Origin of the sequence: Methanobrevibacter smithii ATCC 35061 (assembly GCF_000016525.1) — an archaeon.
GTDB classification, from domain to species: Archaea; Methanobacteriota; Methanobacteria; order Methanobacteriales; family Methanobacteriaceae; genus Methanocatella; species Methanocatella smithii.
On the sequence record NC_009515.1, the window covers coordinates 225,961 to 249,343 of the forward strand.

Sequence of the window (23,383 nt, forward strand, 5' to 3'; positions counted from 1 at the left end):
TAAAATGAAAAGAGACTGGAAAATAAAGTTTTCAATATTGATGATTATTGCAGCTATTATTATTTTTGGAACCAATTACCTTGTCCTAAAAGACACACATAGTATTGTTTCATATGTCTGGCTGCACATAGGATTTATTCCTATAGACATTATCATTGTTGCATTTATACTTGAAGATATAATGAGCAGAAAAGAAAAAGAAGCTATTTATGAAAAGTTAGATATGCTTATCAGCACTTTCTTTACTGAAATAGGTAATGAATTAATAGAAGAATTCAGCAGTGCAAATGAATTTAAAGCTAGCACCAGTTATTTAAAAGCTATTCCTAATTGGGACGATGCAGAATATGACAAACAGCTGAAAAAATTAAAAAATGCAAATATTGACTTTAATGTAGATATTGAAGGAGGCAAAAGAGCAGAATTTTTAATAAATCTTAGAACATTATTAAAATCCAAAAGAGAGTTTTTAATAAACTTAATCAACAATCCCCAATTATTTGAAAAGGAAGAGTTTTCAGGATTATTAATTTCAATATTGCACCTTGATGAAGAATTAGAGCACAGACCAGATTTAAATCAGATTACAGATGCTGATTTTAATCATTTAAATGGTGACATCAAAAGGATTTATTCAAAATTGATATATGAATGGATTTATTACCTAAAATACCTCAATACTCATTATCCATATATGATTTCATTAATTATCCGTACAAATCCATTTGATGAAGATGCTGATGTTCATATAAAAGATTAGGGAAATGCATCATGAATAGTAAAAAACAGCATTCCTGTATCATTTTATGTGGCGGGCAAAGCAGAAGAATGGGTCAGGACAAAGGATCTATGATTATTCAGGATAAACCTATGATTAATCATATCCTTTCAACATTAAATAATGAAATAAATGAAGTGATAATTGTTTTAAATAATAAAGACCGTATTGACAAATATAAAAATTTCATTAAAAAAGAGGACTATAATTTTAAAATAACCTTTGCTGAAGATGAAATAAAAAATATTGGGCCGATGTCCGGAATATTGACCGGGCTGAAGCACATTACATCTGATTATGCTTTAATACTTCCCTGTGACAGTCCATATGTAACAGAAAAATTAATTGAAAATATTTTTAATGAACTGGACTCAGACCATCAGGCTATTGTTCCCTATCATGACAGCAAAAATAAACTGAAAACAAGCGAACCCCTTCATTCCGTTTACAATAAAAATATCATTCCTGAAATTGAAAAGCTGATATCTGATGATATATTGCATATTAAGGGATTAATAGAAAAAATAGATGCGAAATTTATATTAATAGACAATAAAAAATTATTAAAAAAAGAATTTAGAAATCTTAATCGTCCATCAGACGTTTAAAGATATTCAACTAATTCTTTTGTTTTTGAAACTGCTTTATCAACACAGTAAAATATGTCTTCTTTTGTTAACGGTGAAATTCCACCTTTCTGCATAGCGCAAATATTACCATCTTTAGTAACACCTACATTTAAACGAGCACTAGCTACTTTTTCTTCATTTAAAGTAGGGTCTAAAATCAATTTATCCCCTATTTTAACAAAAGTACACATAGCCACTTCATTATTGATAGGTAAATCTATAGTGTTTTCATGGTCAAGTACAACTTCATCATCAGCAATACTTGCAGAAGGTAATTTGGTACTTTTTAGAGCAGCCATTACAGCAAGTTCACAGGCATCAAAAAGATTTCCACAGTTATCTATAATATGCAAATCTATAAATAACATCCAAACATGTTTGCCTTCTTCAACACATAACTTATCCAAATCAACAAGTTCACTTTCACGAATTCCCCTGTCAACAACACGTGCAAGTTCAATTGAATCTTCACTTGGTGGTCCAGGTTCAAAAGTAGGATCAGCCATTGGCAGCATTTCACAGTTAGTCATTAAAACTCCCAAATCCGGAGTATCCGGAAATGGTGCACCAATTTGCGGTTTAATACCAACAATAACCTGAGTATCTCCTATTTTAACTCTTGCAGAACCTTCAGCTTTGGATATCACATCAGTTTCAATAGAAATATCCCTGTATTCATCAAGTTCCCTGCCATCTTCCCTTTTATCATTGACAGCAAGATTAATTATACTTTCCTTTGTAATTTCAGGTACAATATCAACCATATTAATCACTCATCTCAGCAGAATATTTTTTCATTAAAGCTTCTTTTTGGATTTCATTTACTTTCCTGCATCCTTCCATAGCTAAATTAATTGCTTCTTCAAATTCCTCTTGAGATAAATCACCATCACTTTGTAATAAAGTAATTTCACCAGTTCTTGGCATCATAGCTATAGGAACATCAGCCTGTCCTTCCTTATCTTCAACTTCAGATAAATCAAGAATAATTTCATCATTTACCTTACCTGCAGCACATCCTACAACAATATCTTTCATAGGAATTCCAGCATCAACAAGTGCAACGGAAGCTGCAGTAATTCCAGCACAGCGTGTTCCCCCTTCAGCTTCAATTACTTCAATGTAAATATCCACCATGGATCTAGGATAATTTTCCAACATTAAAGCAGGTCTTAATGCATCCGCAGTGATTTTGGAAATTTCAGAAGACCTTCTGTCTGGTCCCGGTCTTTTCCTATCATCTACAGAAAAAGGAGCCATATTATACCTGCACCTTATTACACCAGTATTTGGTTCAAGTAATCTTCTAATATATGATTCTCTAGGCCCGTACACTGCCACTAAAATTTTATTTCCACCAACTTCCAAATAAGCAGACCCATCTGCACGTTCAAGAACACCTGCTTCAATTTTTATAGGGCGTAATTCATTATATTTTCTGCCGTCCTCTCTTATCATTTCAGACATCATATCAACCTCATAATCATCAAAGAATTATCTGTTATTCAATATATAAGAATTGCCAGAATTATTACCATAGGACAAAGGTTTATCCTTTTTATTTTTCTTTTTTAATTCTTCAATTACTTTATAAAAATCAGTACTATCTTTTTTTGACTGTTCTTCTTTTTCTTCCTGTTCCAATTCTTCTTTGAAATTTTGAAGTTTAGGTTTTTCTAATTCTTCATAATCATCACTATAGTCATCTTCTTGTGGCAATTCACCATCAATAGCTAAAGATAGTTTATTTTTAACTTTATTTGTTAAACCGGAAGTATGAGCCTCAGCTTCAATCATATGGATAATATCTTTAGTAAGCTGTTCCATATCTTCCTCACCTTTAACCCAAACAAGACCATTTTGACCAACAATTATCTTACAATTGGTTTTATCCTTAATCATGTTGATCATAGAACCTTTTTTACCTATTAATCTAGGAACTTTGGTTGGAGTAATATCTACAATTATTCCTCCTCTAAATTTACCCATTCCTCTGCCTTTTAAGCCCAGTTTGACTTTTTTAACTTCATCAACATCAACAACTCTTAAAAATAGAACATCCCCAACATCAAATACCTTGTTGAGTTCTTTTTTCTCTCTTCCAAACACTTCAAAAGCAGGTAAAATTCCGGAATATGGGGAATTAATATCTACATCCCACATGGAGAATCTGACATCTTTAATTTTACCAATAACTACATCTCCTTTTTTAGGAACATATTTACTTTTAAGAGGAATAACTCTAATTTTTTTATTCCTTAAAGAAACTAGTCCCATTAAAGAAGAACAAATTTTACCATTCTCTTTAAAGGTACCTCTTCCTGAGTAGTATTCGTCATCTGCCAATACTTCACCAGGAATAACTAAATCTTTATTTTCCACATATATCATAAAAATCCCATAAGTTGAAAATTAATTTAATTATTTGATAGTTTTCGTTTCTGCTTCACCACTTGAAATTTCAGCCATTTTAGCGGCGAAATCATCTTGAAGGCCACCAGGCATCTCAACAATGCCAATCCATGAACCGTCTTGCTGCCATTCTTCATTAAGAATTTCACCAAAATGATGGATTGCAGAGTAGGCTCCTCCTGCTGAAGAACCCGGAAGGCGAACAGCTACTTTAACTTTTTCAAACCTAATCGGAATAAGTGGTTTAATAGCTTTCAGGGCTGTTTGTACTTGTTGATCAACTGAAACAAAAGGATCAAATTTAACTTTAGCTTCATTAACAGCATTTTCAATCCTTTGTGCAGGGTGAGGAAGACCTGATTGGGGATTAATAGCTTCTCTAGAAATTTTATTAATAACAAGTCTTCTTTTATCTTCCTGCATTTGTCTTTTTTGTTCAGCAGTTAATTGAACATGTCCTTTTTCAAGTATAACTTTAGAAACTCCAATAGGGTCTGTAGTTTCAAATATTTTAAGCATAGCTTCTTCAGAAGCTTTATCTCCTTTTTTAGAGTCCTTAAAAATTTCTTCAACAGCTAGAAGATCTTCAATGGCCACATCCTGCCCATCAGGATTTCTAAATTCTGCTGCTAAATCCGGATCGACCAATATTTCAAAATGTTCCCCACAATATTCATATTTAGCTATTATTGCTTCATCTACATTTACCATTGAAAAAACCCCTAACCAATTAATTATTTATTCTTCACTTTCCTCTTCACTTTCTTCTTCAGATACAACCTCATCAATGAAAGTCTGTACTTCTTCCTGAGAAAGTTTAGTGTATACTTCTTCACCACATTTAATAACAGCAATTTCAACATTGTTTGCAGTAGTTTCATGTTCAGTTGCTTCATTGATTGCTGTTAGTGCTAAATTAATAGCTTCATTTAAATTCATGTCATCTTTATATTGATCTTCAAAGATATCCATAGCTGCAGATCTGCCTGATCCAATAGCAGTTGCTTTATATTCAATTAATGCTCCACTAGGATCTGTTTCGAATAATTTGCAAATACCGTCATATACTCCACCAATGATTAAAGCAGAACCGAATGGCCTTACCCCACCGTTTTGAGTATACATCTGTAACATATCACATAATTTTTTAGATAAGCTATCTACCCTAATAGGTTCACTGTATGTGATTTTATTTATTTGAGCTTCCACTCTTGCTCTTTCAACTAAAGCTCTAGCATCAGCAACAAGACCTGAAGTTGCTGCTCCAATATGTTCATCTATTTTGAATATTTTTTCAATAGATGTTGCTTCAACTAAATTAGAAGTAGTTCTTTTATCAACTGCTAAAACAATACCTTCAGAACATTTAATTCCTATTGAAGTGGTTCCTCTTTTAACAGCTTCTCTTGCATATTCTACTTGGAAAAGTCTTCCATCTGGGCTAAATACAGTAATTGCCCTATCATATCCAGCATTTTGTAAAGGTTGCATAAATTAATACCTCACATTTTTTTAATATTATAATAAACTTAAGTTCAACTACTATAAAAATACAATTATTTTAAAAAATAAACCAAATTCTCCATGAAATGGTATTTCATTACATATCTGTAATGATATAGTTTTTTAAATCTTTTTTCCATAAATTCAATTCATATTTATATGCGTATATTATTAATAAAGTTTTCTATTTTAAAATAACTAAAAGTTATTAAAAACTTTTTCATAACCAAACAGCAAAAAATTAAGGAAAAAACCAATTAATAATTCACTATTTAAAAGAAATTTTTTATCAATTTTCACTTTTAGTGTTTTGATAAAAAAGAGTCTAAATCTCATGGTTTTGTTTGTAAACTTTCCAATAGCTTACAAACGTTTTTAGACTCATAACAACTTTTTTTAAAATAATTTTTTTCACAGTTTACATAATAATAAAAGTAATAAAAAAATTATAAACTTTACCAAAAATAAACGGATGATGTAAAATGATAAAGTTAAATTTAAGTTTCACCTCTCCAAGAGGTGAATCATGTGTTAAATCATATAACAATAATTTTAGATGTAATTTTAATCATATTACATATTATTAATCTAATAAGATAAACGATTAAAATAATTGATAGATGAATATAAAAGTTTTTGATTTTTTACGCCCACGAGCTGAAGTTTTGCGTAATTTTTCCTTTTATTTTTCAATAAATTTCTGACAGGCTTTGATAGTTCCGGATAAACCGATAGTTGAAACTGAAATATCTTTTCTATTATGTTTATAAATTAAAGCAAGAGAAGCCCTTACCTCATCAACATACTCTCTTTGGCAGCGAAGAATTGCCTGATAATGATTATACTCATCGGTTTTTTCAAGCTCATAAAACTTCATAACCCATAAACTAAAATTGCCTGTTCCATTTTCACCAAAAAAGCGAATACATCCATTCCAAACAATATTAACCAAATCATCTTTAGAAATAACACTTTTAACTTTAATATCCAATGCCAAATACCTGTTATTTTTCCTAAGTGTAGGGGGAAGAACCTTAAGCTTCATCATTAACCTCCCTAACTCCTTTTAAAACCATGTTTTTCCTGTTTTTATTAAATTCCAAAATGTTTTCAGCTGAGGTAAATGATTTGTCAATTTCACTTTGAGTTAATCCAACTGAAAGAAATACTGAGCTGAAATCTTTAGTTGTCTTAATATCAAAAACGGACTCTGCTCTTGAAGACAAAATTAACGGGAAGTCAAATTTCTTATGTAATGAAATTACATCCTTAATATTAGCTATTGTTTTAGCCCTATATGTTAAATAAGATTTCAAAATATCTATAAAGCAAATTTCAACAGCTACATTATTATTCAAAGATTCTTTAGCCAAAACCTGATTAAGACCACTGTCATATCGTTTTAAATAAGGTCTTGATAAAACATCCAACTGGATATTTTCCAAAACAGCCCGATTTACTTTTAAATCTCCACCAATTACACTAATGCATGATGATTTATTTCTGAACTTTCTGGCTATTTTTCTAATTTCATTAACATTGCCGGAATCTATTTCTAAAGTATAATCTATGCCAATGTCCAAATTATCCTGCAAATCCTTTTTAAACTCTAAAGCTTTGGCAAATTTATTTTGATTATAAGAAAAATTAATATGATCCCAACCATACTTTGAAGCTTCCTCAGCTAATTTCAAATTATTATCATAGCTGTTTCCTTTAACATTTAAATCAAAAAACATTTTAAAAATCCTATTGAATCATTTATATTAAATATTAAATTTTATTTATTATTAATAGTTATGGAAAAAGCATTAAAAAAAAGAAAATAAATTTTTGTAGACTACTACAAAAATCTAAAAAATTCCCAATGGAGGAGAATTAAATATTGCATAGACAATTAAAGCCATAAATACAATATTTATAAGAACTCCAAATTTTATAGAACTATTAATATTTTCCCGCCTGGAATATTGGAAAACAATATAAAAATAATCTGCAGAGATTAAAAAGAACAATAAAAACATGAAATAAGTAAATGGGAATAGACTTACATCACTTCCAGTTACCAAAGTTCCTATCATAGCTAAAACAAGCAGGAAAATAAAAATATTACCATATCTAATATTCATATCTAACACATATTTTTTTAAAATATTTATTCTTTTATTTAAAAAAACTAGAATAAATTATCACATTCATCAGATTATTACTTAAAAATTTGATGATTATTATATTATTTATAATTAGGATAATAAATACTTTTATAATTTTAGAATAAACATGAAAAAATAATTGACAGAATACTTAAAAAATGAACAAAAAAATAAAAAATAAGTGATTGCAATAATCACTTAAACAGAAACCGATGACGGCAAAGTACCGGTACTTCCATATTGAAGCAAAATAGCTATTTCAATATCCAACATTTTAGACGGAGAAATATCTGGAACACCACCTGCATAAATTCCGACATAGTTTGGAACCTGACCGTTTCTATCAATCCATGAAGCAAATCTGTCAGACATATCCACATAATTAGCCTGAGCTATTGAATTTGAATAATCACGACCGCTAGGATGAGGTGCATAAGACGGATTTCCAACAGAAATAGTTGCTCCGCTATCTCCATGACCAATCAGGGACACGGATTTTGTTAAAATATAGAGACACTGTGATTTGGATAAGGACAATGACTTATAATTAACCGGGAAATTGCCACCATTATCTTTAATAGCCTGTGCTAATCCAGGTGCTTCAGAAACTGGAAAACTACTTAAAGACAGTGACTGGACTCCGGAATCCCCACTTACAGAAGATGATGATGAAGAAGCATCTGAAGACATCCCCTCATCAGAACCGCTGAACATTCCAGTACCGATAGCTGCAAAAACAACAATCAAAACAACTATCAATGCAACTAAACCTACAATAATTATATTTTTGCTTTTTTCGTCATCTCCTGCAGATGCAGGAACATGACTTAAAGTTCCTTTATTTTTAATTTGACTTCCACAATATTTACAAAATTTTGAATTATCAGGTAAATCTTTTCCACATTTAGGACAAAACATTAAAACTCCTCATTCGTATTTATAAAATTCAACAGACCAACTTACAGTTTCATAATAATCAATATTGAAAGTTTCTGAAGACGATGATTCATAAGTAAGAGAATCATACCTACTTGCAACTGCACTTCTAGAACCCCAATCAACACCAGCTGACTGACCGTTAGAACCTGAAACATATAAATGATTAGTAGCATAATTTTTAATAGGATATGCTGTAATCTTAACCATTATTTTACCTGCAGGAACACTAACAGCCTGGGAACCTGAACCTGAACCCGAATATGAACCTATTAATTTCCATTCACCAGATTTGCTTGAGCTGGATTCAGAACTTGAAGTGGAACTAGATTCATCAACTGAAGATGTGGAATCAGCTGAACTATCTGAAGAATAGTCGCTTGACTGATCTGCACCACCTTCATTTAAATTTATTGCAAAATAGCCGATTGCGCATATAAGAACAATAATAATTGCAGTTAAACCAACAATCAAATATTTTGTATTATTTCCATTTTTTTGTTGAGTCGGGGCTTCATTTTGCTGGACTAACGATGCACCGCAACGGGTGCAAAATTTAGCTTTTTCATTATTTTCAAACCCACAATTTTCACATTTCATAATATCAAAAAAATTTTAGTTAATCATTATTATTTTTAACACAAGATACATATTAATTTAATTATATGATTTTTAGATTAGGTAATAATCTCTTCAATTAAAGATTCACTAGATGTGCATATAGTTACTTCATTACCTGTGTTCTTATCATAATACACAAACATATATGAACTATATACATCAAAAGGCTCTTTAATCCACCCTTCTGTTCCATCAATGAATTTTCGAGAATATAATGCATCTTTAGACATTTCATTTAGCCAAGACTTTGATTCAAATTTTACTGTAATAAGAAAACAATCATTATCACTATTTTTATAAATATATGTGTCACCACCATCAGTTTCATTTACTTTACTATAACCTGCAGGAATATTAAAATCAACTCCATTGATTGTTTCAATATGTGATGTTGACATAGCTAAAACAATTAATAAAATAACTATTGCTGCGACAATTAATCCACCAATAACAAGCCCATTATTTCCTAAAATCTCATTATCTGATGATTTAATTGTTGGAGATTTATTATTTTTAATATCAAAACCACATTCACTGCAAAAAGTAGCATCATCATCTAATTTTCTGCCACAGTTTGGACAAAATTGCATTAATTACACCTTTTTATTAAATTTCCATCGTAAAAACACTTTTTAACATTACAGAAAAAACAAAATTGTTTTTATGTTGTGTTTATAATTTATATTCCAATTAAAATATAAATATTTCTTTTTAAAACCTATAAACAGATTTAAATAAAAGTATAAAAAGTAAAAATAAAAAAAAGATTAAAGAAATTAGTTTCCGAGTGTTTCTCTAATTCCCTTAATAGTGTACCTTGCATAGAGGTAATTTAAGATACTGGCAGCAGCACGTCCGATAGCCAATCCTGCCCAAATACCAATTAATCCCCAGCCCAAATAAATTCCGAAGAAAAATGTGGCTCCGACAGTGAAAATAACTTCCCTTATAATTGTCCAGGATAAACTGATTGTTCCTTTTCCAATTCCCTGATAAAAGAAAGTTGAAGCCATTCCTGCACCGGTTAAAGGTAGAGAAAGACAGGCTATTTGCAAATATCTGGTTATTTCCGGAACCAAATGTGCAGTTTCAGCAGTATATGCAAATATAGTAGATAACTGAGTTGCAAAAACTACTAAAATAAGAGTTACACATGTTCCAAATATTATTCCAAATTTTGCACCGAATTTATGTGCTCTTGAAATATACTCTCCGTTTTTAGCTCCAAATGAACTGCCTACAACTGCTGTAACTGCTGTTCCAATAGCTGTAAGCGGCATTATTGCAAACAAGTATAATCTCTGACCTGATGTAAATGACGCTATTCCAAATTCTCCGGCAATTGAAGAAATAAATATCATATACAAAGACATTGCAATAGACATTACAAGCATATCCATTGATGCTGGAATACCTACTTTTAAAATATCTTTAGCTATGCTGGAATCAAATTTAAATTCACCTAAATTAACATCCACATATGTGTCCTTTTTAACTAAAATCCAATATAATATAACAATAGCTGAGCAGATGGAACTTAAAATTGTTGCAATAGCTGCTCCTGCTGATCCCCATCCTAAAATGTAAATACATATCGGATCTAAAATTGCATTTAATATTACAGAAACAACAACTGCATACATTGCTCTTTTCATATCTCCTTCTCCACGAAGGATACCACTTGCACCATTTGCAAATATAAAAGCAAATAAACCTAAAAATAGAGGAGTTCCATATTTAATTCCCTGAGCTAATGACTCACCACTTGCTCCGTATAATTTAAGCAAGGGTTCCTGAAGAATTAACAATACAATTGTTAAAACTACGGAAGCTATTAAAAAAATCAGCAAAGAATGTGCTGCTGACTGACTGGCTTTCTTATGATTTTTAGCTCCAACAAAACGACTTATACTACTTGTTGCACCACTTCCAAGTCCTACACTTACCCCATTCAATATCATGAAAATCGGAGTTATAAAACCAATACCTGCAATAGCTTCCTGACCAAGCCCTGCTATCCATACCCCATCAATAATATTATATGATGCTGTTAAAAGCATAGAAATCATAATTGGAATCGCCAATTTCTTAACAGCTGTTTCAGGATTACCTCTCATTACTTCAACATTTTTATTAGCCATAATTACCCTATTTCCTCATTTTATCCATTTCTTTTTGAATTTTCTCTTCCATCCAATCATCGTCAAATCTGTCGTGAAGAACAAATACTTTAATATAATGAAATATTAACCAGACTCCCCAAAGAACAGTTACCCATAAAAACCACCACTGGTGTAAATCAGTCCAATTTCCGTGAATTTCTGAAAGATTAATAAAAAATAAACATACATTTACAATAATATAACAGTATAAGTATCTGTAAAATTTTACTTTTTTATTAACAAGGTTTTTAGCTTTTTTATAAAGTATCTCTTCATCCATTATTTAAACCTCATTCATTTACTAAATTGTAACTCTTTCTAGCTACAGCCCTTATTACATCCATAGTTTCCTCACTTACTTCAGCAAGTCCGACTGCATTATGCCAGTAATCCATCTCTCTTTTTAAAACAGAAATTACTTCTTCACCTTTTTTAGTTAATTTTAAGATATATTTTCGTCTATTATCTTTATTTATTATTCTTTCAATATAACCTTTGTCTTCTAATTTTCTAAGAGTTTTAGCTACAGTTCATTTACTTTGGCAAAATATCACAGAGGTCCTCCTGTGACAACTCCCTTTCAGAATAATAAATTTTAAGCAGATAATAACACTCACGAATATTAGTCAGTTCCTTTGATTTTAACCTTGCAAACTTAATTCCATTCTGAGATATATTATACATCAATAAGATTAAAGACATTTCATCAAATATATCCTTTTCTTCACCCACACCCATTTTAACCACATTATTTTAAAAAATATCTATTTTTTCTTTATCACTGTTCATTTTTTATCCACATTATTTTAAAAAATATGTATTAATTGTACAGTTAAACATATAAATGTTTTTAAGGAAACAGCTGTTTAGGCAATCATTTTTTAAATTAAACAATTGCTAAAAAGTTCAATTAAAATATTTCAAAGCTTTTTACCCCCCCCAAAAAATCAAATCAGCAAATGCCTGAAAAAATTTTGAAAAAAAATGTACAACTTCCAAAAAAATAGCCAAACTTATAAAAATTGTTTCAAAATAAACAGTTGAATGTTGATATAATCAACAGTCCTTTCAAAAAAGCTAAAATAAACACCATATATAAAATACAATGAAATACCAAACTAATATATAACAAAATTTAAATAAGATAAACAAAATTATAAAAAAATTAAAAAAATAATATTAATTGTGTTAAAGATGACCATAGGAAGAACATATAATAGTACAAAACATTTTATATTATGAGATATAAATTATACTAATATGTCACAAAAAGATGACGAACTTTTGAAATTAACTTCATATGTTGAAATTTCAAAGTACAGAGAAAAAACCTTAAAATCTATTGGAAATAATGTTAAAATACCAACAAATATTGCAAAAGACAGTGGTATTAGAACAAACCATATTTCTAAAGTTTTAAGTGAACTTAAGAGTAAAGAAATTGTAGAATGTATAAATGAAGAAGCTAGAAAAGGAAGATTGTACAGATTAACTGATACAGGTAAAGAAGTATTGGAATCTATAAATGAAAAAGAGGAAGAAAACTGAAACTGCACTTTTCATACTTCCTTTAACAATTACATTTTTCTTTTATTGAGTCTGTAAAATTTTATAGGCTTATTTGATTTTAATGTGTTTTTCAGTCCAATTTTGCATTTGATAGTCTAAAAATGTCAGGATTCCATTTTTGGTTTTGTATATTTTCTTTATTTTTTCAGGATTGGTTTGTCTGTAGTAATTTTCGACTTTATTTGATGTTTTTTCTATATTTTCATCATCAAGATATTCTACGTATCTGTGGAAGTGATTTATGATATGTTTTCTTATGAAATCTTTTAAAACAACTGGTATGGCCGTATATTTTTGTAAATATTGTTTAAATTGTTCTATTGCTTCTTTTTTTGAGTTTTGTCTGAAACAGTTTTTTAATTCTTGTGCATTTTCGTAAATATGGTCTCTTTGTTTTCCATTAATCTTGTTTCTTCTACAATATACTTTTAATTTATGGTTTATTGTTTGAAACAGATGAAATATGCACAATTGATGTTTTACTTCTATTTCATCTGCTACATTACGATACATTGGGAATAAATCGGTTGTTAGGCAAATGAATGGTTTATTTTCTGTTGATTCTAAGATAAATTTTTTCGTGTTTTTTGGTATTCTGCGACGTACTATTCGTTCTGTGACTGGAATATTGAGTATTGCATCAAATAAAGTTAATCTGTAGTGTCTAGTTCCATTAAGTCTTAAAAATTGCTCATCATATAAATAATAGCCAGAATATTCAAATTTTTCATTGCTGATGCTTTCTTCGTGATTTTTGTCAGACCAGTTCTTGATTGTTTGATGAGATATTCTGATTCCAAGGAATATTTCAAAGTATTTACTTATTTTACGAAGTGATTGGTACCCTATTTTCATTATTCCTGGAATTTTATCCATTATTTCTTGTAAAAATTGTTTATTTTCACCAATTAATGGATTATTGTATATTCCGAATTTTTTTCCACATTTTTTGCATTGATATTGCTGTTCTTTGAATTCTGTTGTTTTTCCATTAGTATTTTGTTTGTTTTTCTTTATTGTGCCTTTTTTGATTATTTTGTGGCTTCCACAAACTGGACAAATGGGATTATCATATTTAAAAGTATTATTTTCATCTAAAAATAGTTTATGATTAGTATTTTCAAAATTAGGTGTTTTATTCAATCTTTTTGAAATAATTTTTTCTTGATCAATTTTTTCATCAAAAAAATCATAAAGTTTAAGTTGTATGAAGTCTATATTACTATTGAGGGCAGATTTGTTTTGTTTGGTCATAAAATATTATTTGTCCTCACTTATTAAAGTATTTTACTATTTTTAAATCATTTATATTAAAATTAAAGAAAAATTAGAATGAAATTTCATCAAAATGAAAGTTCAACTGTAAAAAATTAAAAAACAAATAAGCCTATAAAATTTTACAGACTCAAAAAAATTAATTTAAACCCTGTTTTTAATACCTTCTTTTAAAAATTCCAAATTTTCACGATTATTAACATCTGAAGCTTCATCAAAGCTATCAAATAAATAATTAAATATAATCTGATTTTTAACATCCGTTTTCACAGAGTCCATAGACTCGTAACCTATAGAATTATAATCCGGATTTTTTAAATCTTTTTTATATTGCAGTTTAATAGCTTCCCTTAAATCATGATCAATATAATCTTCCAGCTGACCAATTATCTCTCCGGCAAAAGTATTGCCCAGCACCATCAAAACCCCAATTTTTTCATCATCAAAAGTTGTTTCTTCAAGCAAACTTTCAAAAGAAGCATAACGCTGATATCCATGAGGAATAAACCTTCCTTCAACAGTATGAGCACAATATTCATTCATTAAAGCCAAATCATTAGACAAACAATACCAGACAAAACCTTCTAATGTAGAAGACTGCTTTACTTGAAACACATCACAAAGCAAACTTTCAATTATGTCAAACAATAAAAAATGAGTCAATTCATGAATAATAGTAGCTATCTGAACTGAATCATCCAAACGGTCATCATAATACAAAACATGCCCAAATTCAAATCCGAATTCTTCACCTCTGGCCTTTGGCCTGCATTCAGCAAATACTCCTGCTATACTTAATATTTTTTCTTTAGGAGTATGACCTGCAATTTTTGAAAATTTTAATTTCCTAAAAATATTTGACAATAATTTACTATAATCTTCATCAGAAATTTCAGCTTTGGCCAGCAATAATTTATTATAATCAGTAAACAGCTTTTCAAAGCTATCAATAGAGACAGGACGAATTTGTTTATTGCAATTGCTGCAATAGCTACTGTCATCTGAATTTAATTCCCCGCAAAATGGACAGATATTATCCATAGCTATTCTATTTCCGCAGTGAGTGCAGTAATTATTTGCTCTAAGATTAGGAGTTCCACATACATCACATTCTTTCATAACTACACCTTATCTGAAAACATTTCTTATAGATCTTCCGGCATTTGACAATTTAATTTTACGATTCATGGCTTTTTTAATGTTTTTACCACAATTAGGGCAAAATTCAACATCATAATCTACAATTTTTCCACAACTACAAACCAATTTGGATTTAACAAAACGTTTTGGATTCAATTGTCTGTCACAGCTGCTGCAAAATTTTGCAGATATGGGATTTTTAGTTCCGCAAACACAAATTAAAGCTTTATTTTCATTTTTTAAATCAATTCCACAGTCAACACAGAAATCAGCAGTAACATCATTTAATGTAGAACAAAAACATAATTTTTGAATATTTCCATCAGTTTTTTCAAAATTATCTAACGGAAATCCGCAATTACTGCAAAACTGACTGAATTCATCATTTTCCTGTCCGCAAAAACAAAAAATAGGATAATCACATTCAAACTCAAAATTACTGTAAAGATCTTTTAATGGAGTCTCTTCATCTTCAACTAATTTCTTTCCACACATTTCACAAAACAAGTTTTCTTTAGAATTAACATGCCCGCATTCACAGCTAACGGTTGTAAATGAAAATGTAGGTTTTGGTTGGGATTTGAAAATTCTTCTTAATTTACTGTGTGTTCTTTTAACACCGCAATGATAACAGTAGTCATTTTCTTTTAAATTCAGATATCCGCAGGAACAGACTTCATATTTCAAATCTTTTCTGGTGCTTTCAATATAAGGTGAAAAGTCTATATCCAAATCAAAAAATCCGATGTCGTAAATTGGAAGCGTAAACATATAATCATCACCAGCATCTACAAAAGCTGTTCTAGCTCCACAGCCTTTACAGTACTCTTCATTAAGTGATAATCTTTTGCCGCAATTGCCACAGTAGTTTTGTAAAACCATATGCATCATCATTTAGTCAAGTAAAGATAAATTCTTCTTAAAATCCATCCTATAATCCCTGTAGGAATTACGAATATTCCTGCTATAACTATACTTGCACAAATCAACAGCAAAATCGCAACAACAGGATTAACCGCAAATTCACTTGAAAAAAATTCAGAATCTACAAATAAGGAAATATAAACAGAAACTGCAAAAAAGAAAGCAGCTTCCATTGCTAAAATTACTCTTAATTTGCTAATCCTGTATTTATTTTTTCTCTCATCAAATATATGAAACAATTTGAATTTAAAAGTTGGTTTAGTATGCCCATTATCTTTAAAATGTGATTCATTAAATGTATTATTAACCTTTTTCTTTTGTGAAATTTCACTTGTTTCTTTTGAATGCATGGAATTCATAATTGAATTATGTTTTTTAATTGTATTAATGTCCATGTCAACAAAAGAATTGCCACATTTTACACAAAATTTGGCATAATTAGCATTTTCAAAACCGCATTTAGGACAATATTTCATTTTAAAGTTCACTCATATTTCTTATTTCATTAACAAATTCACTTAAAACTTCTTCCCCTAAACCTTCAATGTATTTTATAGATCCGGCACATTCATGGCCTCCGCCGTCAATACCTGCTGAAGGTATCATTTCAGCCAGTTTAGGAACAATATTATTGACGCTAAATCCAAATCTTTCATTAACAGCATCAGTAGCTCTTATTACACCAAAATCAGGACCATGTCCTAAAGTTATAATTGGTTTATCCTCACCTAATGCCTGAACTACACTATCATGAACAAAACCACAGGTTTTTCCAGGAGCAGGGAATGTAAATTTATGAGCATATTTTTCAACATCAATCATATTGAAGTAAATGCCATTCTCAAAATGAGTTTTTTCAATATTAGGAATAGCTGCTTTAAGCTGAGTGTCAACACGTTTTAAATATTCCTTGTATAAAGAATCAATCATCTTTTCATGCTTATCAATATTGTCAACAGCTAAAATAGTGTCCATAATTCCCCTACCATTCATGAACCTAAGGAAATAAGCTTCAAAGTCAACACATTCGGCTATTTTAGCTAAATGTTCTTTAGTAAATCCTTTTTCTGCTGCCAATTCAAGGTATTGGTAAACTTCACCACATTCAGCATGATCTCCCAAAGCTGCAATAGCCGGAAGATGTTTGATTAAATCTTTAATTTCAGGATTTATAATATGTGCCACTTCAGTAGCCAGTGCTCCTGCAGTTAGCTGAGAATCTCCTCCAACCAGATAAGGGTTTACATGAGTGTCAACATATTCATCAACAGCAACAGTTCCGCCAACAATTTCCCCGTCTTTTTCCTCTTTAGTAATTAAATCTCCAGGAGAGTGATGGTCTATTACTACAACTTCCACATCATAAATTTTAGCCTGCATCAAAGCTACAATGTCCTCTTCTGTAGAACCATTATCCAGCAAAACAATTAACGGCAATTTTTGACCGTGTCTTTCCTTGTCTTCAAGAGCAAAGGACAAATCCTTAACTACATCTTCCAATTCATAAAATGGAGCTTTACTTGGAGATCTTTTGAAATAATAATACTGAGCATCATTACTTGGATTTACCTGTTCGACAAGAGGAACAATAGCTTTTTCCATAGCTACTCCTGAACAGATACCGTCTGCATCGTTATGATGTCTTAATAAAATAGATCTGCCATCTAAAATAGCTCTCCTAATTTTTTGAGCTGCTTCCCTCATTTTAGGTTTCAATCTGTTTAAAACATCACTTTTAACCAGGAAATCAACATCATCAGGTTCTGCCCTTTTATTTAATGCATCTTCAATTAAATCATGAAGTTTGGCTTTTTTCTCACCTTCCAATTTGGAAATAGACTGAGATTCAATTTGAGGCTTGCCTCCATGCTGATTAACTTCACCTAAAACTTCCACAGCATCCCCAACATCAATATCTGGATATGCTCTAACTCCAGCTTCATCAAAAGCAGCTACCCATGTAATATTTGATTCATCAGTAATTGTAAAAATAGTCGGTCCTGAAGTTTGCTGAACCTGTAGAACTTCACCGTCAACACGAACCAATTTGCCCATTTTTTCTTCCAGATCAGAAATAATGGTTCTTGGAATGCTTTTTGTCTGTTTTACAATATTGTAATTTTTAACATATGCTGGAGCCAAATCAATTTTTCTTTCCCTTGATTTAATAGCTGTTATAAATACAATAACATCATCTCCAACTTTATAATTAGAGATATCTCCCCTCATAAGTCCCCAGACATTATTATTTAATGTTACAAAAGCACCATATTTTTCAACACGGGTAACTCTGCCTTTATAAAGTCTATCCTTGTCCATATCCCTCATTTGACATAATGAATCCAAGACATAAACATCTTTAACTTCGTTTTCCATCTCCCGTATTTTATCACGTTTCATTCTATCTTCCTTCCTTTTGGTATGGCAATCTCTACATAAATCATATTTTTCACTGATTGGTTTGCCGCAGTCATTACATACATTAATCTGACCGCTGCCATGACAATTAGGACATTCTTCAAAAACTTCAATCTGACCTTTTCCATGACAAACTTCACATGGAATATCCTGATCTGCCCCTAAATCAAATTTAGCTTTCGCATTACTATTAACTCCTTTAAAATGATTTCCTACATCAAAGGAATCTTGGTAACCAGTTCCGCCACAGCTATCACAGTCTTTATAATCTACAACTACAGAACCTGTTCCTCTACATTTTGGACACTTTTTTTTCAATTTAAAAACCTCATTTTAAAGTAAAAATTTTATCTAAATAAATTTGGATTATCATTAACTAACTTATTTCTTGCATTTTGATACTGAATAGCTTCATCCATTAAGCTATTTGCCTTATTACCATAACTACTTCCAGTAGAATTATCATTATTTTTAAAATAATAAATAGCATGAACCAAATTAGATGCAGCATCCTGTTTTAATTCCACTTCATCAATAGCAGTAGCTAAGTATTCTTTATGAACTTCATTAAAATTATAACTACCATTCTGTATATCTGACAAATCTCTGGAACTTTTATTAAAATCATCACTTGCATAAAGTGCTTTTTCTAATGCTTCATCATAATTTTTATTATTTATTAAATTTACAGCATCATTATACTCTTTATCACCATTAGATATATTATCGCTAATTTCAGCCATTGAATTATCAAGAGAATTCATAGAAAATCCAACATAGACAATAGCTATAGCTATTATAACTAAAAGAAAAATAAAAACTAATGCTCTCTTATAGTCTGACACATTAATAATTTTTATAAAAACAAGTACTTAAAATTTTTTTTATAAAATATTAATATAAAATTCGCTATTTAATCAGAATATGTGTGCATAATTAATACCATATTTTTCATAACATTAAACATTAATTAAACAAAATAATAATAGCTGTCAAATAAGCTGCTCATCTATGAAAATATCCTATTCCACAGTAAAAAAAAAGAAATAAATTTTAAGAAAAGCATCTTAAAATTTATTGGCTGGCCCAAAGGCCGTGTAAGTTACAGAATTCCCTTGCAATTGCTTCGTTTGCAGCAAGTAAATCTGCATCAACAGTAAATGTAGCTTTTGGAACATCGCCTGGTTTGAAATGTTTGATATATCTTTCATCACCAACGATTAATTCAACAAATTGGATGAAATGGTCATCGTCCATCGGATGTTGAACTTCACCAACAGCAACTGTAACTTCGTTCCCATCAACTGATATAACCGGAACATGTTTAGGAGCTTTATCTCCTTCAGTTTGAGGTTCGATTATATTTTTAGAAGAGTCACAGCAAACTTTTTCTTCGTGTGCATCTACTAAAACTTCAACTATGCTTCCGCAGTCTTCACATTTGAATATTTTTCCATATTCTACCATACAAACATCTCCTCATAATAATTTAAAGAAAGTTTATATTTTAAAGTATATAATACTATTGATTATTTTCACAATATTAATAAACTCGTGATTATTTTTTAATATTCAAATAGCTTGGCGGTTTAACTTTTTAAAAGATTAACGCCACCACTTGCCAATCAAGGAAAATTATGATTGTAAATCCTGAACAAGTTTAATTAGACTTTTCATAATAGTTATCAATAGCTGCCTTAAGTGCATCTGCAGCCAAATTGGAACAGTGCATTTTAACTGGTGGAAGACCGTCCAATTCTTCTGCAACATCATTACGGCTAATTTTTAATGCTTCTTCCAATGTTTTGCCAATAGCTATTTCAGTAATCATACTGCTTGTAGCAATAGCTGCTCCGCAACCGAAGGTTTGGAATGAAATATCAGTGATAACATCATCCTTAACTTTAATATAGATAGTCATCAAATCCCCGCAGGTTGGGTTTCCTACTGTTCCTACTCCGTCAGGATTTTCCATTTCTCCTGAATTTCTTGGATTTGCAAAATGATCCATAACTTTTTCACTGTACATATTTAACACCTTAATTTATTTACTTTGACCCATCATTTCTTCATATTTTTCATCAGAATTCCATAAAGGAGACATTTTCCTTAAAGTAGCTACTGACTCTTTAATTGCTTCTACTAAACCGTCAACATCATCGAAGTGAGTTTGGGAACCTAAAGATATTCTTAAGGAACCATGTACATCAACATCATCAAGATTAAGAGCTTTTAATACAGGAGATGCTTCTAAAGTTTTAGATGAACAGGCTGACCCTGTTGATGCCTGATATCCTTTTGCATCTAAAAGGAGGATTAATGATTCACCTTCAATAGATGAGAATCTGAAATTAATGACATTAGGCAGTCTTTCATTCCTATCACCATTAAGATAAGATTCAGGAACTGCATCCAATACTTTTTCAATAATTTCATCTCTTGTTTTAACTAATCTTGCATAATTTTCTTCCAGATTATTATTAGCTATTTCACATGCTTTACCGAATCCAACAATACCTGGAACATTTTCAGTACCTGACCTGATTCCTCTTTCCTGGCCACCACCATGAATAAGAGGAGTTATTCTAACACCTTTTTTAATATATAATGCTCCAACACCTTTTGGACCATGGACTTTATGAGATGATAAGGATAATAAATCAACGTTCAATTCTTCAACATCCACTTTAACTTTACCGAATGTCTGGACTGCATCAGTGTGGAAAAGAATTTTACGTTCTCTGGCTAGTTTACCAATCTCGGCAATTGGCTGAAGAGTACCAATTTCATTATTACCATGCATAATGGTAATTAAGATTGTTTCTGGAGTAATCGCATCTTTAACATCCTCTACTTTTACAATACCGTTTTCATAAACCGGCAGGTAGGTTACTTTGAAATCTAAAGTTTCAAGGAAATGGAGTGTTTCTTTAACTGCAGGATGTTCAATTTCAGAAGTGATAATGTGGTTTCCTTTACCTTTTAATTTTAAAGCAATACCTTTAATAGCTAAATTATCAGATTCTGATCCTCCACTAGTGAATATTATTTCTTTAGGATCTGCATTAATTGCATCAGCCACTCTTTGTCTTGCTTTATCTAAACCCTTTTTAGCTTCGCGGCCAACAGAGTACAAAGTAGACGGATTTCCATAGGCTTCCCTGAAATAAGGCTCCATTTCGTTTAGTACTTCCTCACTAACTGCAGTAGTTGCTGAATTATCCAAATACATCTTATAATCTCCTTTTTATTTTTTTATTAAAATTTAAATTTTATCTAAAGCACGTGAAAGATCATCAATCAAGTCATCTGCATCTTCAAGACCAATAGATAACCTTACAAAGTCCGGTGTAACACCAGTAGCCAATTGTTCTTCTTCTGAAAGTTGCTGATGAGTAGTACTTGCAGGATGTATTGCTAAACTTTTTGCATCACCAATATTTGCAAGAAGAGAGAATAATTCCAAGTTATTGATGAATTCCTTACCTGCTTCCTCACCGCCTTCAATACCTACACCTAAAATACCTGCATAATAACCGTTTAAGTATTTTTTAGCAGTTTCATGTGAAGGGTGAGATTCCAAACCAGGATAACTTACCCATTTAACTTTAGGATGTGATTCCAAGAATTTAGCTACTTTTAAAGCATTTTCAGAATGTCTTTTTACTCTTACATCCAAACTTTCAAGTCCCTGTAAAAACAGGAAACTGTTAGTTGGTGCCTGAGTTGACCCCAAATCACGTAATAATCTTGCTCTGGCCCTTAAGGTAAAAGCTATATTTCCAAGTTCCGGAACATCACCAAATGCATCCCAGAATACCAATCCGTGATAACTTGGATCAGGTTCTGTAAATTGCGGGAATTTACCATTACCCCAATTGAATTTACCTGAATCTACAATGTATCCTCCAATGGAAGTTCCATGACCTCCAACATATTTGGTTGCAGATGCTGCAATAACATCAGCACCATGTTCCAAAGGTCTTACCAAACCTACACCAATTGTATTATCTACAATTAACGGAATGTCATGACTGTGAGCAATTTCAGCTAAAGCTTCAAAATCAGGCACATCCAGTTTCGGATTGCCTATAGATTCACAGTAAATTGCTTTGGTTTTATCAGTAATTGCATCTTCAAATGCCTGCAAATCACTTGAATCCACAAATTTAACATTTCTTGCCAAATCTTTAAAGGTGTAATCAAACAGCTGGTAAGTTCCGCCGTAAAGATTATCTGCAGATACGATTTCATCACCTGGAGATGTAATGTTTAAAATTGCATAAGTAATTGCTGCAAGACCGCTTGAAGTACCTAATCCAGAATTACCTCCTTCAATAGCAGCTATTCTCTTTTCAAATACTTCAGTTGTTGGATTAGTTAATCTGGAATAAATTTGACCAAATTCCTGTAATCCGAACCTCCTTGCTGCTTCTGCAGCGTCCTTAAATACATATGAGCTTGTTTGATAAATCGGTACAGCACATGCTCCAGTAACCGGATCCGGTTCTTGACCTGCACGTACACCTAATGTGGATGATTTGTATTGTCTTTTTTCTACCATATAATCACCTGTAATTTTTTTAAATTTAATATTACTACACTATAACATATATTTTTAAAAATCCCATATTTTTTTTATCCCTTCTAAACTAAATATGATGTGCATTATGATTTTCAATATAAAATATATCACATGTTATAATGCTATATAACAATAGTTATTTAACATATATAAATGTTTTGGGTAAACCTAAAAATACAATTTACGAAAACTAAATGAAATTATAATGCGTGTTATAATATCATATAACAATAGACATTTAAAGTATATAAAGGTTTTTATTAAAAAAAGTAAAAGAG

The 23,383-nt window shown here is 30.8% G+C and carries 27 protein-coding genes and 1 pseudogene; 3 read left to right on the top strand and 25 right to left on the bottom strand.

What is annotated here, in order from left to right:
- Positions 1–4: 4 nt before the first annotated feature.
- Positions 5–760, top strand: coding sequence for a hypothetical protein (locus tag MSM_RS01160; protein WP_004034307.1), 756 nt, complete (start codon positions 5–7; stop codon positions 758–760).
- A gap of 11 nt (positions 761–771) precedes the next feature.
- Positions 772–1,386, top strand: a complete 615-nt coding sequence (locus MSM_RS01165; RefSeq protein ID WP_011953775.1) for a molybdenum cofactor guanylyltransferase — start codon at positions 772–774, stop codon at positions 1,384–1,386.
- Here MSM_RS01165 and rrp42 read toward each other — a convergent pair.
- The 15 genes and pseudogenes from rrp42 to MSM_RS09315 form a co-directional block, all read right to left on the bottom strand.
- The gene (gene rrp42 / locus MSM_RS01170) at positions 1,383–2,171 is read right to left on the bottom strand and encodes an exosome complex protein Rrp42 (RefSeq protein WP_011953776.1); all 789 of its coding nucleotides are present in this window, start codon (positions 2,169–2,171) and stop codon (positions 1,383–1,385) included. The genes MSM_RS01165 and rrp42 overlap by 4 nt on opposite strands.
- A 1-nt stretch (position 2,172) precedes the next feature.
- Positions 2,173–2,877: an exosome complex exonuclease Rrp41 gene (rrp41, locus tag MSM_RS01175; RefSeq protein WP_011953777.1), complete on the bottom strand. Its 705-nt coding sequence runs from the start codon at positions 2,875–2,877 to the stop codon at positions 2,173–2,175.
- Between the two features lie 24 nt (positions 2,878–2,901).
- Positions 2,902–3,798 (bottom strand): exosome complex RNA-binding protein Rrp4, encoded by an 897-nt coding sequence (rrp4, locus tag MSM_RS01180; protein ID WP_011953778.1) that lies wholly within the window; start codon positions 3,796–3,798, stop codon positions 2,902–2,904.
- 30 nt (positions 3,799–3,828) lie between these two features.
- Positions 3,829–4,530 carry a ribosome assembly factor SBDS gene (locus tag MSM_RS01185; protein WP_011953779.1) on the bottom strand — a complete coding sequence of 234 codons (702 nt, stop codon included), beginning with the start codon at positions 4,528–4,530 and terminating at the stop codon, positions 3,829–3,831.
- A gap of 27 nt (positions 4,531–4,557) precedes the next feature.
- Entirely contained in the window at positions 4,558–5,310 is a 753-nt protein-coding gene (gene psmA, locus MSM_RS01190) for an archaeal proteasome endopeptidase complex subunit alpha (RefSeq protein ID WP_004034323.1), read from the bottom strand.
- A 694-nt stretch (positions 5,311–6,004) separates the two neighbouring features.
- A complete protein-coding gene (locus MSM_RS01195) occupies positions 6,005–6,367 on the bottom strand; it encodes an Rpp14/Pop5 family protein (RefSeq protein WP_011953780.1) in 363 nt (120 codons plus the stop codon).
- Positions 6,357–7,061: a ribonuclease P protein component 3 gene (gene rnp3 / locus MSM_RS01200; RefSeq protein ID WP_004034331.1), complete on the bottom strand. Its 705-nt coding sequence runs from the start codon at positions 7,059–7,061 to the stop codon at positions 6,357–6,359. Before rnp3 ends, MSM_RS01195 begins: the two co-directional genes overlap by 11 nt.
- 114 nt (positions 7,062–7,175) lie before the next feature.
- Positions 7,176–7,451, bottom strand: coding sequence for a hypothetical protein (locus tag MSM_RS01205; RefSeq protein WP_004034333.1), 276 nt, complete (start codon positions 7,449–7,451; stop codon positions 7,176–7,178).
- 222 nt (positions 7,452–7,673) lie between these two features.
- The gene (locus MSM_RS01210) at positions 7,674–8,393 is read right to left on the bottom strand and encodes a zinc ribbon domain-containing protein (protein ID WP_011953781.1); all 720 of its coding nucleotides are present in this window, start codon (positions 8,391–8,393) and stop codon (positions 7,674–7,676) included.
- Positions 8,394–8,402: 9 nt separating this feature from the next.
- Positions 8,403–9,011 carry a zinc-ribbon domain-containing protein gene (locus MSM_RS01215; RefSeq protein ID WP_011953782.1) on the bottom strand — a complete coding sequence of 203 codons (609 nt, stop codon included), beginning with the start codon at positions 9,009–9,011 and terminating at the stop codon, positions 8,403–8,405.
- A 77-nt stretch (positions 9,012–9,088) separates the two neighbouring features.
- Positions 9,089–9,622 (bottom strand): zinc-ribbon domain-containing protein, encoded by a 534-nt coding sequence (locus MSM_RS01220; protein ID WP_011953783.1) that lies wholly within the window; start codon positions 9,620–9,622, stop codon positions 9,089–9,091.
- Positions 9,623–9,808: 186 nt separating this feature from the next.
- Positions 9,809–11,173, bottom strand: coding sequence for an MATE family efflux transporter (locus MSM_RS01225; RefSeq protein ID WP_011953784.1), 1,365 nt, complete (start codon positions 11,171–11,173; stop codon positions 9,809–9,811).
- A 7-nt stretch (positions 11,174–11,180) separates the two neighbouring features.
- On the bottom strand, positions 11,181–11,474 hold the full coding sequence (locus tag MSM_RS01230; protein WP_004034823.1) for a 2TM domain-containing protein: 294 nt from the start codon (positions 11,472–11,474) through the stop codon (positions 11,181–11,183).
- Positions 11,475–11,631: 157 nt separating this feature from the next.
- Positions 11,632–11,688: pseudogene (locus MSM_RS09415) on the bottom strand (hypothetical protein); the annotation flags it as partial.
- 40 nt (positions 11,689–11,728) lie between these two features.
- On the bottom strand, positions 11,729–11,932 hold the full coding sequence (locus MSM_RS09315; RefSeq protein ID WP_011953785.1) for a hypothetical protein: 204 nt from the start codon (positions 11,930–11,932) through the stop codon (positions 11,729–11,731).
- 522 nt (positions 11,933–12,454) lie between these two features.
- Between MSM_RS09315 and MSM_RS01240 the strand changes: the two genes are divergently transcribed.
- Positions 12,455–12,742 (top strand): winged helix-turn-helix domain-containing protein, encoded by a 288-nt coding sequence (locus MSM_RS01240; RefSeq protein WP_004034351.1) that lies wholly within the window; start codon positions 12,455–12,457, stop codon positions 12,740–12,742.
- Positions 12,743–12,811: 69 nt separating this feature from the next.
- Here the strand turns inward: MSM_RS01240 and MSM_RS01245 are convergent, their stop codons facing one another.
- The 10 genes from MSM_RS01245 to MSM_RS01290 form a co-directional block, all read right to left on the bottom strand.
- Entirely contained in the window at positions 12,812–14,017 is a 1,206-nt protein-coding gene (locus MSM_RS01245) for an ISNCY-like element ISM1 family transposase (RefSeq protein WP_011953615.1), read from the bottom strand.
- Positions 14,018–14,182: 165 nt separating this feature from the next.
- Positions 14,183–15,157, bottom strand: a complete 975-nt coding sequence (locus MSM_RS01250) for a zinc ribbon domain-containing protein (protein ID WP_011953786.1) — start codon at positions 15,155–15,157, stop codon at positions 14,183–14,185.
- A gap of 9 nt (positions 15,158–15,166) precedes the next feature.
- Complete coding sequence (locus MSM_RS01255; RefSeq protein WP_029143404.1) at positions 15,167–16,069, bottom strand: double zinc ribbon domain-containing protein; 903 nt, start codon at positions 16,067–16,069, stop codon at positions 15,167–15,169.
- Complete coding sequence (locus MSM_RS01260) at positions 16,069–16,578, bottom strand: zinc ribbon domain-containing protein (RefSeq protein WP_011953787.1); 510 nt, start codon at positions 16,576–16,578, stop codon at positions 16,069–16,071. The genes MSM_RS01255 and MSM_RS01260 overlap by 1 nt, the downstream gene beginning before the upstream one ends.
- A 1-nt stretch (position 16,579) precedes the next feature.
- Positions 16,580–18,838, bottom strand: coding sequence for a DHH family phosphoesterase (locus tag MSM_RS01265; protein ID WP_011953788.1), 2,259 nt, complete (start codon positions 18,836–18,838; stop codon positions 16,580–16,582).
- A 29-nt stretch (positions 18,839–18,867) separates the two neighbouring features.
- Positions 18,868–19,317, bottom strand: a complete 450-nt coding sequence (locus tag MSM_RS01270; RefSeq protein WP_048058664.1) for a hypothetical protein — start codon at positions 19,315–19,317, stop codon at positions 18,868–18,870.
- Positions 19,318–19,594: 277 nt separating this feature from the next.
- Entirely contained in the window at positions 19,595–19,987 is a 393-nt protein-coding gene (locus tag MSM_RS01275; protein ID WP_011953789.1) for a desulfoferrodoxin family protein, read from the bottom strand.
- A gap of 193 nt (positions 19,988–20,180) precedes the next feature.
- Positions 20,181–20,549 carry a Fe-S cluster assembly scaffold protein NifU gene (gene nifU / locus MSM_RS01280; protein WP_011953790.1) on the bottom strand — a complete coding sequence of 123 codons (369 nt, stop codon included), beginning with the start codon at positions 20,547–20,549 and terminating at the stop codon, positions 20,181–20,183.
- A gap of 15 nt (positions 20,550–20,564) precedes the next feature.
- The gene (locus tag MSM_RS01285) at positions 20,565–21,752 is read right to left on the bottom strand and encodes a cysteine desulfurase family protein (protein WP_004034366.1); all 1,188 of its coding nucleotides are present in this window, start codon (positions 21,750–21,752) and stop codon (positions 20,565–20,567) included.
- A 33-nt stretch (positions 21,753–21,785) separates the two neighbouring features.
- A complete protein-coding gene (locus MSM_RS01290) occupies positions 21,786–23,084 on the bottom strand; it encodes an O-acetylhomoserine aminocarboxypropyltransferase/cysteine synthase family protein (protein ID WP_004034368.1) in 1,299 nt (432 codons plus the stop codon).
- Between the last annotated feature and the right edge of the window lie 299 nt (positions 23,085–23,383).

Bases quoted from the DNA above. Each gene is read 5' to 3' on its own strand.
- MSM_RS01260 (WP_011953787.1), bottom strand. From the start codon at position 16,578: ATGAAATATTGTCCTAAATGCGGTTTTGAAAATGCTAATTATGCCAAA.
- MSM_RS01245 (WP_011953615.1), bottom strand. From the start codon at position 14,017: ATGACCAAACAAAACAAATCTGCCCTCAATAGTAATATAGACTTCATA.
- MSM_RS01220 (WP_011953783.1), bottom strand. From the start codon at position 9,622: ATGCAATTTTGTCCAAACTGTGGCAGAAAATTAGATGATGATGCTACT.
- MSM_RS01250 (WP_011953786.1), bottom strand. From the start codon at position 15,157: ATGAAAGAATGTGATGTATGTGGAACTCCTAATCTTAGAGCAAATAAT.
- MSM_RS01210 (WP_011953781.1), bottom strand. From the start codon at position 8,393: ATGTTTTGTCCTAAATGTGGAAAAGATTTACCTGATAATTCAAAATTT.
- nifU (WP_011953790.1), bottom strand. From the start codon at position 20,549: ATGTACAGTGAAAAAGTTATGGATCATTTTGCAAATCCAAGAAATTCA.
- MSM_RS01275 (WP_011953789.1), bottom strand. From the start codon at position 19,987: ATGGTAGAATATGGAAAAATATTCAAATGTGAAGACTGCGGAAGCATA.
- MSM_RS01290 (WP_004034368.1), bottom strand. From the start codon at position 23,084: ATGGTAGAAAAAAGACAATACAAATCATCCACATTAGGTGTACGTGCA.
- MSM_RS01160 (WP_004034307.1), top strand. From the start codon at position 5: ATGAAAAGAGACTGGAAAATAAAGTTTTCAATATTGATGATTATTGCA.
- rrp41 (WP_011953777.1), bottom strand. From the start codon at position 2,877: ATGATGTCTGAAATGATAAGAGAGGACGGCAGAAAATATAATGAATTA.
- MSM_RS01285 (WP_004034366.1), bottom strand. From the start codon at position 21,752: ATGTATTTGGATAATTCAGCAACTACTGCAGTTAGTGAGGAAGTACTA.
- MSM_RS01195 (WP_011953780.1), bottom strand. From the start codon at position 6,367: ATGAAGCTTAAGGTTCTTCCCCCTACACTTAGGAAAAATAACAGGTAT.
- MSM_RS01205 (WP_004034333.1), bottom strand. From the start codon at position 7,451: ATGAATATTAGATATGGTAATATTTTTATTTTCCTGCTTGTTTTAGCT.
- MSM_RS01255 (WP_029143404.1), bottom strand. From the start codon at position 16,069: ATGATGCATATGGTTTTACAAAACTACTGTGGCAATTGCGGCAAAAGA.
- rnp3 (WP_004034331.1), bottom strand. From the start codon at position 7,061: ATGTTTTTTGATTTAAATGTTAAAGGAAACAGCTATGATAATAATTTG.
- rrp42 (WP_011953776.1), bottom strand. From the start codon at position 2,171: ATGGTTGATATTGTACCTGAAATTACAAAGGAAAGTATAATTAATCTT.
- MSM_RS01215 (WP_011953782.1), bottom strand. From the start codon at position 9,011: ATGAAATGTGAAAATTGTGGGTTTGAAAATAATGAAAAAGCTAAATTT.
- MSM_RS01165 (WP_011953775.1), top strand. From the start codon at position 772: ATGAATAGTAAAAAACAGCATTCCTGTATCATTTTATGTGGCGGGCAA.
- MSM_RS01230 (WP_004034823.1), bottom strand. From the start codon at position 11,474: ATGGATGAAGAGATACTTTATAAAAAAGCTAAAAACCTTGTTAATAAA.
- MSM_RS01185 (WP_011953779.1), bottom strand. From the start codon at position 4,530: ATGGTAAATGTAGATGAAGCAATAATAGCTAAATATGAATATTGTGGG.
- MSM_RS01240 (WP_004034351.1), top strand. From the start codon at position 12,455: ATGTCACAAAAAGATGACGAACTTTTGAAATTAACTTCATATGTTGAA.
- MSM_RS09315 (WP_011953785.1), bottom strand. From the start codon at position 11,932: ATGGGTGTGGGTGAAGAAAAGGATATATTTGATGAAATGTCTTTAATC.
- rrp4 (WP_011953778.1), bottom strand. From the start codon at position 3,798: ATGATATATGTGGAAAATAAAGATTTAGTTATTCCTGGTGAAGTATTG.
- psmA (WP_004034323.1), bottom strand. From the start codon at position 5,310: ATGCAACCTTTACAAAATGCTGGATATGATAGGGCAATTACTGTATTT.
- MSM_RS01225 (WP_011953784.1), bottom strand. From the start codon at position 11,173: ATGGCTAATAAAAATGTTGAAGTAATGAGAGGTAATCCTGAAACAGCT.